This window comes from Enterococcus sp. DIV1368d (assembly GCF_050542975.1).
Lineage (GTDB): Bacteria > Bacillota > Bacilli > Lactobacillales > Enterococcaceae > Enterococcus_D > Enterococcus_D casseliflavus.
On the sequence record NZ_CP172939.1, the window covers coordinates 1,603,852 to 1,617,590 of the forward strand.

The 13,739-nt window shown below is 41.9% G+C and carries 16 protein-coding genes; 15 read left to right on the top strand and 1 reads right to left on the bottom strand.

Features of this window, described 5'->3' with window-relative positions; genetic code table 11:
• The first annotated feature begins 9 nt into the window (after positions 1-9).
• From rsfS to IGJ44_RS07445, 5 genes are all read left to right on the top strand, one after another.
• Positions 10-351: a ribosome silencing factor gene (gene rsfS / locus IGJ44_RS07425; RefSeq protein WP_034695537.1), complete on the top strand. Its 342-nt coding sequence runs from the start codon at positions 10-12 to the stop codon at positions 349-351.
• Positions 351-1,079, top strand: coding sequence for a class I SAM-dependent DNA methyltransferase (locus IGJ44_RS07430; protein ID WP_034695540.1), 729 nt, complete (start codon positions 351-353; stop codon positions 1,077-1,079). The genes rsfS and IGJ44_RS07430 overlap by 1 nt, the downstream gene beginning before the upstream one ends.
• Before the next feature lie 27 nt (positions 1,080-1,106).
• A complete protein-coding gene (locus tag IGJ44_RS07435) occupies positions 1,107-2,273 on the top strand; it encodes a nucleotidyltransferase (protein WP_167827389.1) in 1,167 nt (388 codons plus the stop codon).
• 79 nt (positions 2,274-2,352) lie between these two features.
• Positions 2,353-3,075 (top strand): YebC/PmpR family DNA-binding transcriptional regulator, encoded by a 723-nt coding sequence (locus IGJ44_RS07440; RefSeq protein ID WP_074536431.1) that lies wholly within the window; start codon positions 2,353-2,355, stop codon positions 3,073-3,075.
• A 215-nt stretch (positions 3,076-3,290) separates the two neighbouring features.
• The gene (locus IGJ44_RS07445) at positions 3,291-3,950 is read left to right on the top strand and encodes a hypothetical protein (RefSeq protein ID WP_005225912.1); all 660 of its coding nucleotides are present in this window, start codon (positions 3,291-3,293) and stop codon (positions 3,948-3,950) included.
• A gap of 57 nt (positions 3,951-4,007) precedes the next feature.
• Here the strand turns inward: IGJ44_RS07445 and helD are convergent, their stop codons facing one another.
• Positions 4,008-6,287, bottom strand: coding sequence for an RNA polymerase recycling motor HelD (gene helD, locus IGJ44_RS07450; protein ID WP_167827388.1), 2,280 nt, complete (start codon positions 6,285-6,287; stop codon positions 4,008-4,010).
• A 140-nt stretch (positions 6,288-6,427) separates the two neighbouring features.
• Here helD and IGJ44_RS07455 point away from each other — a divergent pair, with 140 nt between their 5' ends.
• The 10 genes from IGJ44_RS07455 (at position 6,428) to IGJ44_RS07500 (ending at position 13,733) form a co-directional block, all read left to right on the top strand.
• Positions 6,428-7,300: an aminoglycoside 6-adenylyltransferase gene (locus IGJ44_RS07455; protein ID WP_167827387.1), complete on the top strand. Its 873-nt coding sequence runs from the start codon at positions 6,428-6,430 to the stop codon at positions 7,298-7,300.
• A complete protein-coding gene (locus IGJ44_RS07460; protein WP_081116852.1) occupies positions 7,270-7,767 on the top strand; it encodes an ASCH domain-containing protein in 498 nt (165 codons plus the stop codon). Before IGJ44_RS07455 ends, IGJ44_RS07460 begins: the two co-directional genes overlap by 31 nt.
• Before the next feature lie 88 nt (positions 7,768-7,855).
• Entirely contained in the window at positions 7,856-8,032 is a 177-nt protein-coding gene (locus IGJ44_RS07465; RefSeq protein WP_005225916.1) for a 2-hydroxymuconate tautomerase, read from the top strand.
• 311 nt (positions 8,033-8,343) lie between these two features.
• Positions 8,344-10,284, top strand: a complete 1,941-nt coding sequence (thrS, locus tag IGJ44_RS07470) for a threonine--tRNA ligase (protein WP_167827386.1) — start codon at positions 8,344-8,346, stop codon at positions 10,282-10,284.
• 151 nt (positions 10,285-10,435) lie between these two features.
• Positions 10,436-10,870 (top strand): DUF4234 domain-containing protein, encoded by a 435-nt coding sequence (locus IGJ44_RS07475; RefSeq protein ID WP_008378150.1) that lies wholly within the window; start codon positions 10,436-10,438, stop codon positions 10,868-10,870.
• A complete protein-coding gene (locus tag IGJ44_RS07480; protein WP_225582180.1) occupies positions 10,867-11,208 on the top strand; it encodes a DUF2752 domain-containing protein in 342 nt (113 codons plus the stop codon). Before IGJ44_RS07475 ends, IGJ44_RS07480 begins: the two co-directional genes overlap by 4 nt.
• Before the next feature lie 207 nt (positions 11,209-11,415).
• Positions 11,416-11,889 (top strand): ribosome maturation factor RimP, encoded by a 474-nt coding sequence (gene rimP / locus IGJ44_RS07485; protein WP_005225920.1) that lies wholly within the window; start codon positions 11,416-11,418, stop codon positions 11,887-11,889.
• Positions 11,890-11,910: 21 nt separating this feature from the next.
• Positions 11,911-13,125, top strand: a complete 1,215-nt coding sequence (gene nusA / locus IGJ44_RS07490) for a transcription termination factor NusA (RefSeq protein ID WP_074536426.1) — start codon at positions 11,911-11,913, stop codon at positions 13,123-13,125.
• Positions 13,126-13,141: 16 nt separating this feature from the next.
• On the top strand, positions 13,142-13,438 hold the full coding sequence (rnpM, locus tag IGJ44_RS07495) for an RNase P modulator RnpM (protein WP_005225922.1): 297 nt from the start codon (positions 13,142-13,144) through the stop codon (positions 13,436-13,438).
• Entirely contained in the window at positions 13,431-13,733 is a 303-nt protein-coding gene (locus tag IGJ44_RS07500) for a YlxQ-related RNA-binding protein (protein WP_015509584.1), read from the top strand. Before rnpM ends, IGJ44_RS07500 begins: the two co-directional genes overlap by 8 nt.
• Positions 13,734-13,739 lie beyond the last annotated feature (6 nt).

A 13,739-nucleotide genomic window follows, 5' to 3' on the forward strand; every position in this document is an offset into this window, starting at 1 on the left:
AGTCAGAAAATATTAGAAATTGCTGTAAAAGCCGCCGATTCAAAACATGCCGAAGATATTATGGCATTAGATGTGCGGGAAATCTCTTTGCTCGCAGATTACTTTGTGATCTGTTCAGGAAATAGCGAACGTCAAATCAATGCGATCATTGATGAAGTCATCGATAAAGAAGAAGAAAATCAAGTATCTGTTCGCCGTGTCGAAGGAAAAGATGGTGGAAAATGGGTCTTGATCGACTTAGGTGACGTGATCGTTCACGTATTCAGTGCCTCAGAACGTGCTTTTTACAACCTAGAAAAATTATGGTCTGATGCGCCGCTTGTGGATCTTAATGAATGGGTCGTGGCGTAATGGCTTACGAAACCTTCGCATTTGTCTATGACGAAGTAATGGATTCCAGTCTCTATAAAAAGTGGCTGGATTTTTCTTGTCGTCATTTAGGAAAAAGAAAACAGCTGTTAGAATTGGCTTGTGGAACTGGTGCGTTAGCCGTTGAGTTTGCCAAGGCTGGTTTTGACGTGACTGGGTTAGATCTTTCAGAAGAGATGCTGATGATCGCTAGTCAACGGGCTGAAAAAGAAGAGGCGGCTGTGCAATTTGTTGCGGGTGACATGCTGGATCTCGTAGATGTTGGCACCTATCAAGCAATTACCTGCTATTCTGACTCCCTTTGCTACATGGAAGACGAGCAGAGTGTGCAGCAAGTGTTTGATGGTGTTTACAGTTGTTTAGAAGAAGATGGCGTCTTTTTATTTGATGTGCATTCCGTATATCAAATCGATGAAGTCTTTCCTGATTATAGCTATCATTACCAAACCGATGAATTTGCCTTTCTTTGGGAAAGCTATCAAGGCGAAAAAGACCATAGCATTGAACACTTCTTGACCTTTTTTGTTGCACAAGAGAATGGGTTGTTTGAACGCTTAGATGAGCTTCATCAAGAAAGAACCTATCCTCTTGAAAGCTATTTAAGAATGTTAGAAAATGCTGGTTTTGCTAATGTTGAATGCTATGCCGATTTTATCGATACGAAGCCAAATGAAAAAAGCCGTCGCTGGTTTTTTGTCTGCCATAAGTAACCGTTATGTAAAACAGGAGGGATGTCGATGAAGGCTTGCGGACTAGTCGTAGAATACAATCCTTTTCACCATGGACACCAATACCATGTGGAAAAAGCACGGCAAGTAACGAATGCTGATGTCGTCGTTGCGGTGATGAGTGGAAATTTTTTACAGCGTGGCGAACCAGCAATCATTGATAAATGGCAGCGAGCTCAAGCAGCACTACAACATGGTGTAGACTTGATCGTCGAATTGCCCCCCGCTTGGGCCGTCCACTCCGCTGATTTTTTTGCATCGGGAGCGATTAGGATTCTGCAGGATCTGCAATGTGAGTTGTTATGCTTTGGCACAGATACGAAACAACCCTTCGACTATGCCAAGTTTGCTCACTTTGAAAAAGAAAATCAAGTGATGATCGATGACGCATTTCAACGCTTAGCTAGGCAAAATGCTACCTATAGTCAAAAAATGAGTGCGGTCCTCAGTGAGCTTTATCCCGAGTACCATGCAGAAAAAGACCAGCCCAATCATCTGTTGGGTATGGCGTATGCACGGGAAGTGCTGCATTATGAAAAACCAATGCGCTTGGTCCCCATCCAACGCGTTGCGGCGTCTTATCATTCAGAACAATTCGATCATCCAACAATCGCCAGTGCAACAGCCATTCGCCAAGCAATCAAACAAGGTGCAGCTGTTGTGGATTTTGTTCCTGAAGCCACACAAAACTTTCTTTCACAAGCAACAGTCGACTGGGAAGCCTTTTGGCCGTATCTTCAATACCAGATCATTTCTGCCCCAATCGAAAAATTAGCTGCTATTTACCAGATGGAAGAAGGACTAGAATATCGACTAAAACAATATGTGACGGCGGCGGATTCTTTTGCAGATTTTATCAAGTTGTTAAAGACAAAACGCTATACCCAAACGCGGCTGCAGCGTCTTGCTTGTTATGTATTGTTCCAAGTGACAAAAGCTGAAATGAAGGAAGCTCAAGAACATTCCTTTATTCGAGTCTTAGGGTATACGAAGCAAGGGCAGCACTATTTAAAAGAGGTCAAAAAAGAGCTGACCCTGCCGCTGATCGCTAAATTTGGTAAGCAAGAAGCACAGCGCTATGGCTTGTCATTGCGGATCGACCAGATTTATCAGCAAGGGAATCCTCAAATCACAGAACAAAATTTTCGAAGAATTCCGCTTTTTATTGATAAATAAGTGAAAATTACTTCACAGAACGCCATTTGACAAGTATAATGAATAAGGATTTTTAAAAACAAGAAAGCGAAGTGAAATCATGGGTCGTAAATGGGCAAATATCGTAGCGAAAAAAACTGCTAAAGATGCAAACAATAGCCGAGTTTATGCGAAATTTGGAATCGAAATCTACGCAGCAGCAAAATCGGGTGATCCTGATCCTCACGCGAACCAAAAATTACGCTTTGTTATCGAACGTGCGAAAACCTACAATGTGCCAAAACACATTATTGACCGTGCGATTGAAAAAGCCAAAGGTTCTGGCGATGAACAATACGCAGAACTTCGATATGAAGGATTTGGACCAAATGGATCAATGGTGATCGTCGATACGTTGACAAATAACGTCAACCGTACCGCAGCCGATGTTCGGGCCGCTTTTGGTAAAAACGGTGGGAATATGGGTGTTTCAGGGGCCGTTGCTTATATGTTTGATAACACGGCACTCTTTGGCTTTGCTGGTGACGATGCAGATGAAATCTTAGAATACTTGATGGACAAAGAGATCGATGTTCGTGATGTCGTTGAAGAAGATGGACAAATCATCGTTCACGGTGAACCAAGTGACTTCCATGCCATTCAAGAAGCCTTGAAAGAAAAAGGAATCACTGAATTCTCAATTGCAGAAATGCAAATGATTCCTCAAAATGAAGTAACCTTGACGGGTGACGATCTAGAAAAATTCGAAAAAATGATCGATGTGTTAGAAGATCTTGAAGACGTACAAAACGTCTATCACAATGTGGCAGACGCGGAAGAATAAGTGTCACTTGGCAGCCTAGAGACAATCTGGCTGCCATTTTTTTAGTATGTTTTTTTATGTAGAAGCTTTATCGCTTATGCAAGAGAAATAATGAAGCGGTAGCGTTGCTCATTTACTGAAAATTCTTCTGTGTTGATCATCTTTTCAGTTGGTTTCTATACATTTTATGTGTTATGATTTACTACATAAGCAAACAAATCGTTAGGGGGGCAGACATGGAAGAAAAAATCGTTTTAGAGCCATTTAATCGAATCTTAAGTGGTTTTGAAAAGCTAGCAGAAGTGTCTGTATCGATTTCTGACTGCTCGGCTCTTTGTCGGAAATATCAAAAGTATGGGGTAGAAGGGTATCGTCTAGGTGATTATCGTGGTTCTTCTTATTTGAATCGTTATTTAAATGTCGTCGTTGATCGCGCACCCTTATTAATTTATAAAGAGCGATTCTTGATTCCATTAGTCTTTCGCATGTCGGAATACTCTGAACGGCTCTTTATCGATGAGTATCGAATGGAAGGGTTCTTCTTGCTGTTGGATTGGCTTTTAGAGCACCGACCAGAAAAAGCAATTATTGATTATAAACGAACGCGTGCTTTGCCTCATAGAAAAGAATTTGTCATCGACAGTTCCTATGTACTTTTTCGATTGACAGAAATTCTGGATGGCGCTGGCTTTCCTCTTAGTCGCTTTACGACGATTGAAGAATTTAGTGAGTGGAATCGTACCCATCGCTTGATCGATAACGGCAGCATTGGACGACATACAAAATTATTTGTTCCAGAAGATCCCGAACACGTTTCTGAGCTGCAAATGATTTTAACCATCGTAGGGATGCGCTATCCAGAAACCCGTTTATTTATTGGCGAGTTAAAAGGCTAAAAAAACATCACGATCGGCTTGTTTCCTTTGGGAACTCGCCGAAAGTGATGTTTTTTGTTATCCGATCGTTGATGCTTCTTGGAACTGATAAGTGGTAGGATCAGCTTTTGCTAGCAGCGGCAATTCCTCTTGGGTGAGGACGGTCAACTGATGCATCGCCCGTGTCGCCATTGTATAAAAAATCAATTGGTCTTGTTCAGTCACGAAAGTGGCACCTGGTGTCCAGACAAATACTTGGTCAAACTCTAGCCCTTTTGCTAAAAAGGCCGGGAAGATCATCACATTGCGTTTCATGAAGTCTTCTTCAGAGGTGATCAGCTGCACTTGTTCCTGCATTGTTTCTGCCAGCTGGGCATATAACTGCTGGCAATCCTTTGCGGTTTTACAAATGATCGCGGTGCGCCAACGCTGATTCTCAGCGGCGTCACGAATACTGGTTTCTAGGAAAGCCAGATTTTCAGTTGCAGTTCCTTTAACAACTGTTGGTACCGCCCCTTTACGAGCCGTCAATTCCACTTGATCACTGCCAACTAAAAATTGATTGGCGAAATCTGTGATTTCCTTAGTCGAACGATAGCTGGTTTTCAATTGATAACGTTTCACACTTTCGCGGGGGAATAATTCTGCTAATGCCCCGACGATCGTTTCATTGCCATACACTTTTTGATTCAAATCGCCGCACAGGGTGATGCCAGCCTTTGGATAAAGCTGACGCAGTAGGGCCACTTGTGCTGGTGGAAAATCCTGCATTTCATCGATAAAGATAAACCGAGCTTTTTCTTCGACATGAACAGGATAAAGCTGTTTGATCAGTAAGAAAAACAAAACGGCGTCTTCTTGTTTGATCTGTCTTTGGCGCATGCCTTGTCGAATATCGGCAATACTTTGCTGCCAAGTCGCAGCCTCGATGCCAGTTTCTTTGACTGCAGCAGACTCAACCGATTGTAAAAAGTGTAAGTATTGCTTGGCTTGGTTGATAAACTGAAAGTTTTTCACTCCTCGCGTCAAGGAACGGAACTTCTTGCGGACGATCTGCTGTCTAAGTTTCTTCCGCAAACGGCGTTCGTTTTCTTCGCTGTATTCCTGATGAGGATCATTGGCAAATACTTGTTGCAATTGTTCTTCGGTCGCTTCTTTGACCCAGTCTTTTTTGGCTTCATCTTTTTCCAAGCCGCCGATTTTTTTTAATAATTTCGTTTGAAGCAGTTGGGTTCTTTGGTAAATCGGCAGTTCGTTATTGGTTTCTTGATACCAGCGGCGAATCTGTTCTTTTGTCAAATAGGTTTGCCCTTGGATTTTTAGATCACGGAACAAGGGACCGATCGGTGCAATCGAACGGACATAACGGTTGATTTTTTCCACCAAGAAAAGACTACTTTTGATTTTTTCAATGGCATCATCGTCGCCGCTTAAAAAGGTTTCTTCTTGTTGGGTTTCTTTCGTCACTTCATAGCCAGTCAGAATCAATTGGATAAAGTGGTGGAAGGTTCTTGTGGGCACTTCACTTTCACCTAAAGAAGGCAGGACCATGGAAATATAGTCAGAAAACAAATGATTGGGTGAAAACAGCAAGACTTGTTTTTCGTCCAACCATTTGCGATTCCGATAAAGTAAAAAGGCGACCCGCTGCAACAAAGCAGAGGTTTTCCCACTTCCAGCAATTCCTTCGATCAGTAAGAATTTATTGGTGGTATCACGAATGATTTGATTCTGTGCTTTTTGGATCGTCGAAACGATGTTACGCATTTGAGAAGAAGAGGCTTCATCCAATATTTCCAACAAAAATTCGTCATTGATGATCTCCGAAGTATCGACCATCGACAAGATTTCACCATTTTGAATTTTAAATTGGCGTTTCAAAAGCAATTCTACCGTAAACCGATCAGTGTCTGTTTCGTAGAAGGTCTCACCAAGCTCTCCTTCATAATAAAGATTGGCGATCGGTGCGCGCCAGTCGATGACGATCGTTTCTTCATCTTTGTCTCGCAATGAAGCGATCCCCAAATAGAGGGTCTCGGTTTCTTGTTCTTCTTTGAAATCGATTCGAGCAAAATACGGATTGCCCGCCATCGTTGTTAAGGTTTTGACGCGTTTTTCTTGTGATTCTGCGGTTTGGTATTTTATCAGCAATTCTTGTTCATGCTGCTGGTACTCGATAACTGATTCATAAAAGGCTTCACTGTCGCCCCCGCGAATTTTCTTATCGGCGATTTCTTTTAATTGATCATCCATTTTAGCGGCTAACTCTTGTTTTTGCTGCGAAAGGATCGCTTGTTCTCTGTGGATCAGAGCAATGGTTTCATTGACATGTTGTTGTTCTTTTTGACGTTCGTTCACGAAGGATCCTCCTTAAAAAAATTGCGACATAAAATTATAGCATATTTTCCCTGCGAATGTCGTGGAAAAAAAGAAACTATGCTAATATTTATAAAAAGAGCTTAGGTGTTCAAAAACGAAACGAAAAAGAGGTGGAGACGGTGAGGGAAGAAGCAGAATTGCACCAATTGATCCTGTCTGTGGGGCAACGTGTTGGGGCACGTGCCATCGGTTTATCTGGTTCACGGACCGATCCACAGGCGCCAAAAGATTTTTTACAAGACTTTGATGTGGTTTACGTAATGAATGATATTCAGCCCTTGGTCGATGATCCTTCATGGTTAGAAGCCTTTGGACCGATCATGATCAGGCAAACACCGGAAGCTAGCACCATCTATCCGCCAAGTTTGGGCGGGTGTTTTACGTACTTGATGCATTTTTTAGACGGAGTAAGAATCGATCTCATGCTATGTCCTCTTGCACTGGTCGATCGTCTGGCTAACGAACCAGGCTTGCATCCGCTGCTTGATCCAGACCAAATACTAAGTTTTGCTAATCAAGCAAATCATTCGTATTACTGGATCAAGCGCCCGACCCAAGCCGCTTTTCAGGAACACTGCAACGAATTTTGGTGGGTAAGCACGTATGTCGTGAAAGGGCTGCTTCGAAAGCAGCTGATTTATGCTGCGGATCATTTATACACTATTTGTTGGCAAGAATTGTTATGGATTGAAGATTTGTTCGTTGCCCAAGCTCAGCAATTTCAGGTGAGTACAGGGAAAAATCATAAATACCTACAGTCGTTTCTAACGGAAAAGGAGTGGCGGGAATTGACCTCATTGCTTGATTTTTCCACGATCACTGCCTGCGGTCAGTCCCTCTTGAAGATGCAAAAACGTTTTGATGGCCAAGCAAAGAACATCAGCGAGAAATTAGGGCTGGCCTATGATTGGCAAGAAGCTGAGAATGTCCAAACATATACGAAGTATTGGAGTGAAAAAAATTGGCAGATGAAACCAGAGAATCAAAAATAAAAGACTGTCAGATTCAGGCGTTTTGGCAGCGGTTTTTAAAAGCAAATCCAAGAAATCAATCTCCTTTGACCTATGAAGATGCTTGGTCCTTTGGTGATACACCACAAATGGCCGATGAACTGGCAGCACTGGTTTTAGCTGGCAAAAAGACGGCAACGACATCTGCCGCTGCGCTCTATGAAATCGAGCAAGAAGCATTGCCGCAATCAGGAACCTATAGTGTCCTTTTAAATGGGTCGGATGTACCAAAAGCTGTTCTTTACTTAGAGTCAGTGTCGATCGTGCCTTTTGATGAGGTGACAGCAGACTTTGCCTTTTTAGAAGGGGAAGGAGATCGCACTTTGGCTTATTGGCGCCGTGTTCATGAAGCTTTTTTTCGACGAGCTTATGCCTCAGCGGGGTTGTCTTTTCACGATCAAATGCTGTGTGTTTGCGAAAAGTTTTGTGTCGTTTATCAGGAAGAATAAAGTCATGGTTTTCTTTGGAAACCAAGGTAATAGTTTTTGTCTTTTTGAAAAAGGTGTATAATCAAAAGCAAACAAAGGAGGAAGTCGTATGCCATTTATCCATGTCGAACTAGTTGAAGGACGTTCGCAAGAGCAACTGACGAATATGATGAAAGAAATCACTGAGGCGGTCCATAAAAATACAGGCGCCCCTAAAGAGCATATCCATGTTATCATCAATGAAATGAAGCAAGGAACCTATGCTGTGAATGGCGATTGGAAATAATTCTCTTGCTTTTTTATCAAGAGAGTGGTTTAATTGAGCCATAATCGATCAATAAAAAAGACACCTGAATTTGAGAGTCTTCGATAAGAGAGGGAAATCTTGGCTGAAAATTTCCTAGAAGAAAACCAAAGGATGACCACTTTTTTAAGACCTCTGTTGAAACGGAGGCGGTTGAACCGTTATCTCATGAAGAGGAAAACAGACTTTTTCTGTTTTTGAAGAATAGGTGGAACCACGAGTGATCGTCCTAGTATCGTAACCGATACTAGGACTTTTTTTATTGATTGAAATCATCAAAGGAGGACATTCATATGTCATTATTTATTACATTTCCTGATGGCGCAAAAAAAGAATTTGCTGTTGGGGTAACAACCAAAGAGATTGCTGAAAGTATCTCGAAAAGTCTTGCAAAGAAAGCCTTAGCTGGAAAAGTCAATGGACAACTGATCGATCTTTCACGTCCGATCAAAGAAGATGCAACGATTGAGATCGTGACACCCGATCATGAAGACGCCTTAGGCTTACTTCGTCATTCGACAGCTCATTTAATGGCTCAAGCCATGCGCAGACTCTATCCATCGATCCATTTTGGGGTAGGACCTGCAATTGATTCTGGTTTTTACTATGACACAGACAATGGGGAAAACCCAGTAACTGCAGAAGATCTACCAGCAATCGAAGCAGAGATGATGAAGATCATCAAAGAAAATCTGCCAATCGAACGCCGCGTGTTAACAAAAGAAGAAGCGTTAGCTCTTTTTGCCGAAGATCCATACAAAGTAGAGTTGATCACTGAATTACCAGATGATGAAACGATTACTGCCTATCAGCAAGGTGAATTTGTCGATCTTTGCCGCGGTCCTCACGTCCCATCAACTGGTCGTATCCAAGTGTACAAATTGTTATCAGTGGCAGGTGCTTACTGGCGTGGAAGCTCTGACAACCAGATGATGCAACGGGTATACGGAACAGCCTTTTTCGATAAAAAAGACTTGAAGGAATTTATCCGTTTACGGGAAGAAGCAAAAGAACGCGATCATCGCAAATTAGGAAAAGAATTAGAATTGTTCATGTTATCACCTGAAGTCGGCGCTGGTTTGCCTTTCTGGCTGCCAAAAGGAGCTACGATCCGTCGTACGATCGAACGGTATATCGTGGACAAAGAAATCAGCTTAGGGTACCAACATGTGTATACACCAATCATGGCAAACGTGGATCTATACAAAACCTCAGGGCACTGGGATCATTACCATGAAGACATGTTCCCGCCAATGGATATGGGTGATGGGGAAATGTTAGTATTGCGACCAATGAACTGTCCGCATCATATGATGGTTTATAAAAATGACATTCATTCGTATCGTGAGCTACCGATTCGGATCGCTGAATTAGGCATGATGCACCGCTATGAAAAATCAGGGGCATTATCTGGATTGCAACGGGTTCGGGAAATGACTTTAAACGATGGGCATACATTCGTCCGTCCGGATCAAATCAAAGAAGAATTCAAACGGACACTTGATTTAATGATCGGTGTTTATGAAGACTTTAATATCACCGATTATCGTTTCCGTCTAAGTTATCGTGATCCACAAAACAAAGACAAATATTTTGATGACGATGCAATGTGGGAAAATGCGCAAACGATGCTAAAAGCCGCTATGGATGAATTAGAATTGGATTATTTTGAAGCAGAAGGCGAAGCAGCTTTCTATGGACCAAAACTAGATGTCCAAGTGAAAACAGCTTTAGGCATGGAGGAAACCTTGTCAACGATCCAATTAGATTTCTTGTTGCCTGAACGGTTTGACCTAACGTATGTTGGTGAAGATGGTGAAAACAACCACCGTCCAGTGGTGATCCACCGCGGCATCGTTTCAACGATGGAACGCTTTGTGGCTTATCTAACGGAAGTCTATAAAGGCGCATTCCCAACTTGGTTGGCGCCGATCCAAGCATCGATCATTCCAGTTTCAGTCGAAGCTCACAGTGACTATGCTTACGAAATCAAAGAACGCTTGCAGGCACAAGGACTGCGGGTAGAAGTGGATGACCGCAACGAAAAAATGGGGTATAAGATCCGCGCATCACAAACCCAAAAAATTCCTTACCAAATCGTTGTTGGGGATCAAGAAGTCAATGACGCGACAGTCAATATCCGTCGCTACGGCAGCAAAGAGACCCAAGTCGAAGAATTGAATCTGTTTGTTGATGCAATGGCTGCAGAAGTAAAAAACTATAGTCGAAAATAGTTTTATGATGGATGAAGCGAAAAAGCACCTTCTTTAAGACGGTGCTTTTTTGTCTAAATTCATAAAAATAAATAAATAGGTTTTGTTATGATGATTATATTGTAGTATAATTGATAAGTGGCAAAAATGAAAAAAAGAAAAGGAGTTTGTGATGAATTATAATTACGGAGTTAGAAAGAAATCGGTTGTATCGGTCATTTTATTAACATTTATTACTTGTGGCATTTATACATTCTTTTGGATGTACCAAACAACCAAAGAGCTGGCAGAGTACAGCGGGGATAATCGTCTTTCGCCAGAAACGTCGATTTTACTCACGATCCTTACTTGCGGATTGTACCAAATTTATTGGTGGTATCGAATCGCGGATATCTTTATGAGTGCACAACAACGAGCGAATATGCCTCGTCTAAGTGACAACAAAATCCTTTTTGTCGTCTTGAGCCTTTTTGCTTTTGATTTCATCAACATGGCGATTTTACAAGGAGATATGAACCAAATGTGGGAAGCAGCTGATCAAAATGCCATGACCTCATCTAACAATACAAACGATTCGTCTGATTCAGATGATTGGGTCGATTATTGATTTGTCCGTTTAAATGGTTAACGGGGTTTCCTTGTCCAGGTTGTGGCATGACGCGCGCCTACTTGCACTTATTTCAGGGTGATCTTGAAGGAGCGCTGCATTTTCATCCCTTGTTTTGGTTAGTGCCGATCGTATTCGGAATCGTTTTGTTCAAAAAAAATCCGAAAATCAGCAAACTTTACCACAGTCACAACCTGTGGCTGACCTTGACACTTTTGGTACTAGTGGTTTATGGTGGTCGGCTCTGGCTTCATTTCCCACATGACGCGCCAATGGACTTTGATCCAGAGAGCATTTTCCCACAACTACTACGTCGGATTGGTCAAGTGATTCACTAACAGCCATTCACCCAAGCATTAAAAATCTTTAAGAAAATGCTTTGTTTTTTTCTGAAAGCGAAGGGAACATGCGACAGTAGTTGAATCTTTATGAAAATTGTGTTATATTTACAATGTAATGATACTTAGAGTGAGTGAGCGGTTTTTTCGCTCACTCTTTTTAATGGAATGAAGTTCGTTTCGTTGAGAAATAAAGGAGGCGATGTTGTGAGTACGGTAGTGGAAACTGTTACAGATATAGTGACCCCTATTCTGGATGCGCAAAAATTTGAATTAGTTGAAGTAGAATTCGTGAAGGAAGGGAAAAATTGGTTTCTTCGTGTGTTCATCGATAAAGAAGGCGGAATCGATATCGAGGAATGTGCCTTTGTCAGTGAACAACTTAGTGAACAATTAGACCAATGCGAACCTGATCCTATTCCACAGGCCTATTTCTTGGAAGTTTCTTCCCCTGGCGCCGAGCGTCCATTGAAGAAAGAAGCAGATTATCAACGGGCAGTCGGCGAGTACATTCATGTTTCTTTATATCAACCGATTGATGGAGAAAAACAGTTCGAAGGCTTTTTACAGTCATTCGACGAAAATCAGCTAGTTATTAAGACCCGAATCAAAACCAGAGAAAAAGAACGAACGATCGACCGGAAAAATATTGCCAAAGCTCGTTTAGCCATTCAATTTTAAACACGGAGGAATGAAAGAATCATGAGTAAAGAAATGTTGAATGCATTGGATGCATTAGAAGCAGAGAAAGGCATTTCAAAAGAGATTGTCATCGATGCCTTGGAAGCGGCATTGGTTTCAGCCTACAAACGTCATTACGGGCAAGCACAAAATGTGGAAGTTGAATTTGATCAGAAAAAAGGCAACATCCACGTCTATGCAGTCAAAGAAGTGACAGAAGAAGTCATGGACTCGCAACTAGAGGTTTCATTAAAAGAAGCGATGACAATCAATCCCGCTTATGAAATCGGCGACAAAATCCGTTTTGAAGTAACGCCTAAAGACTTTGGTCGTATTGCGGCGCAAACGGCAAAACAAGTCATTTTGCAACGGGTCCGTGAAGCAGAAAGAAACATTATCTATAACGAATTTAGTGCGTACGAAAAAGACATTCTGCAAGGAATCGTTGAACGCCAAGACAATCGTTATATCTATGTAAACTTAGGCAAAATTGAAGCCGTGCTTTCAAAACAAGACCAAATGCCAAATGAGTTTTATCAACCCCATGATCGGATCAAAGTATTCGTTTCTCGTGTTGAAAATACTTCGAAAGGCCCTCAAGTATTCGTTAGCCGTAGCCATCCAGATTTGCTACGCCGATTATTTGAACAAGAAGTGCCAGAAGTATATGATGGTACTGTAGAGATCGTAAGTATTGCTCGTGAAGCAGGGGATCGTGCCAAAGTCGCTGTTCGTTCCTTTGATGCCAACGTCGATCCAGTCGGCACTTGTGTCGGCCCTAAAGGTCAACGGGTTCAAGCGATCGTCAATGAACTAAAAGGCGAAAACATGGACATCGTGGAATGGAATGAAGATCCAGCGATCTTTATCGCCAATGCGTTGAATCCAGCAGAAGTCAGCGACGTTATTTTCGACGTTGATAATCCGAAAGCATGTACTGTTGTCGTTCCTGATTACCAATTATCATTGGCGATCGGTAAACGCGGACAAAATGCTCGTCTAGCAGCCAAATTGACTGGCTTCAAAATCGATATCAAATCAGAAACAGATATGGAAGAGTTTTATGCGAAGCTGGATGAAGGCGACTATATCGATGAGTATGATGCAACTGCTTCAGAAGCTGCTGAAGAAATCAGCACAGAAGCAACAGAATCTGCAGAAACAGTTGATGAAGCGATCCTTCCATCAGACATGACTGCGGATGATTATGAAAATGTTGAGTTTGACGAAAAATAGTTGAGGTGAGATCGTGATGAAAAAACGAAAAATTCCTTTACGAAAATCAGTGATTTCAGGCGAAATGCTACCTAAGAAAGAAATGCTTCGTATCACTCGTTCAAAAGAAGGCGTTGTTTCCATCGATCCAACAGGAAAAATGCCCGGTCGAGGAGCTTATATAGCGATCGAACCGGCTGAAGCCCAGAAAGCATGGGATAAGCGGATCTTGGATCGGGTGCTGGAAACGAAATTAACAGATGAATTTTACCAAGAACTATTGGACTATGTAACGCACCAAAAAGCGCGAAAAGAGTTATTTGCAAATGAATAAAACCAAAGCATTAAATATGTTAGGACTAGCCATGCGTGCTGGGAAATTAGTGACTGGTGAAGAAATGACCTTAAAAGAGATTCGCAATGAGAAAGCTGCTTTGGTCATTGTCGCCAGTGATGCTGGTAAAAATACACAAAAGAAAATTAAGGACAAAAGTTCTTATTACGAAATTCCGCTCCTAGATGCATTTTCTGCTGATGAAATCAGTGCGGCCATTGGGAAACCAAGAATGGTGATTGGCATCTTAGATCAAGGATTTGCAAGGAAGGTGCAGGAATTAATATTAGGTTAGGAAGGT

What these genes read in the sequence shown, in the direction of transcription:
- IGJ44_RS07475 (WP_008378150.1), top strand. Translation starts at nt 10,436, where the DNA reads ATGAATTATAATTACGGAGTTAGAAAGAAATCGGTTGTATCGGTCATT.
- IGJ44_RS07445 (WP_005225912.1), top strand. Translation starts at nt 3,291, where the DNA reads ATGGAAGAAAAAATCGTTTTAGAGCCATTTAATCGAATCTTAAGTGGT.
- nusA (WP_074536426.1), top strand. Translation starts at nt 11,911, where the DNA reads ATGAGTAAAGAAATGTTGAATGCATTGGATGCATTAGAAGCAGAGAAA.
- thrS (WP_167827386.1), top strand. Translation starts at nt 8,344, where the DNA reads ATGTCATTATTTATTACATTTCCTGATGGCGCAAAAAAAGAATTTGCT.
- IGJ44_RS07430 (WP_034695540.1), top strand. Translation starts at nt 351, where the DNA reads ATGGCTTACGAAACCTTCGCATTTGTCTATGACGAAGTAATGGATTCC.
- IGJ44_RS07465 (WP_005225916.1), top strand. Translation starts at nt 7,856, where the DNA reads ATGCCATTTATCCATGTCGAACTAGTTGAAGGACGTTCGCAAGAGCAA.
- IGJ44_RS07440 (WP_074536431.1), top strand. Translation starts at nt 2,353, where the DNA reads ATGGGTCGTAAATGGGCAAATATCGTAGCGAAAAAAACTGCTAAAGAT.
- IGJ44_RS07500 (WP_015509584.1), top strand. Translation starts at nt 13,431, where the DNA reads ATGAATAAAACCAAAGCATTAAATATGTTAGGACTAGCCATGCGTGCT.
- rnpM (WP_005225922.1), top strand. Translation starts at nt 13,142, where the DNA reads ATGAAAAAACGAAAAATTCCTTTACGAAAATCAGTGATTTCAGGCGAA.
- IGJ44_RS07435 (WP_167827389.1), top strand. Translation starts at nt 1,107, where the DNA reads ATGAAGGCTTGCGGACTAGTCGTAGAATACAATCCTTTTCACCATGGA.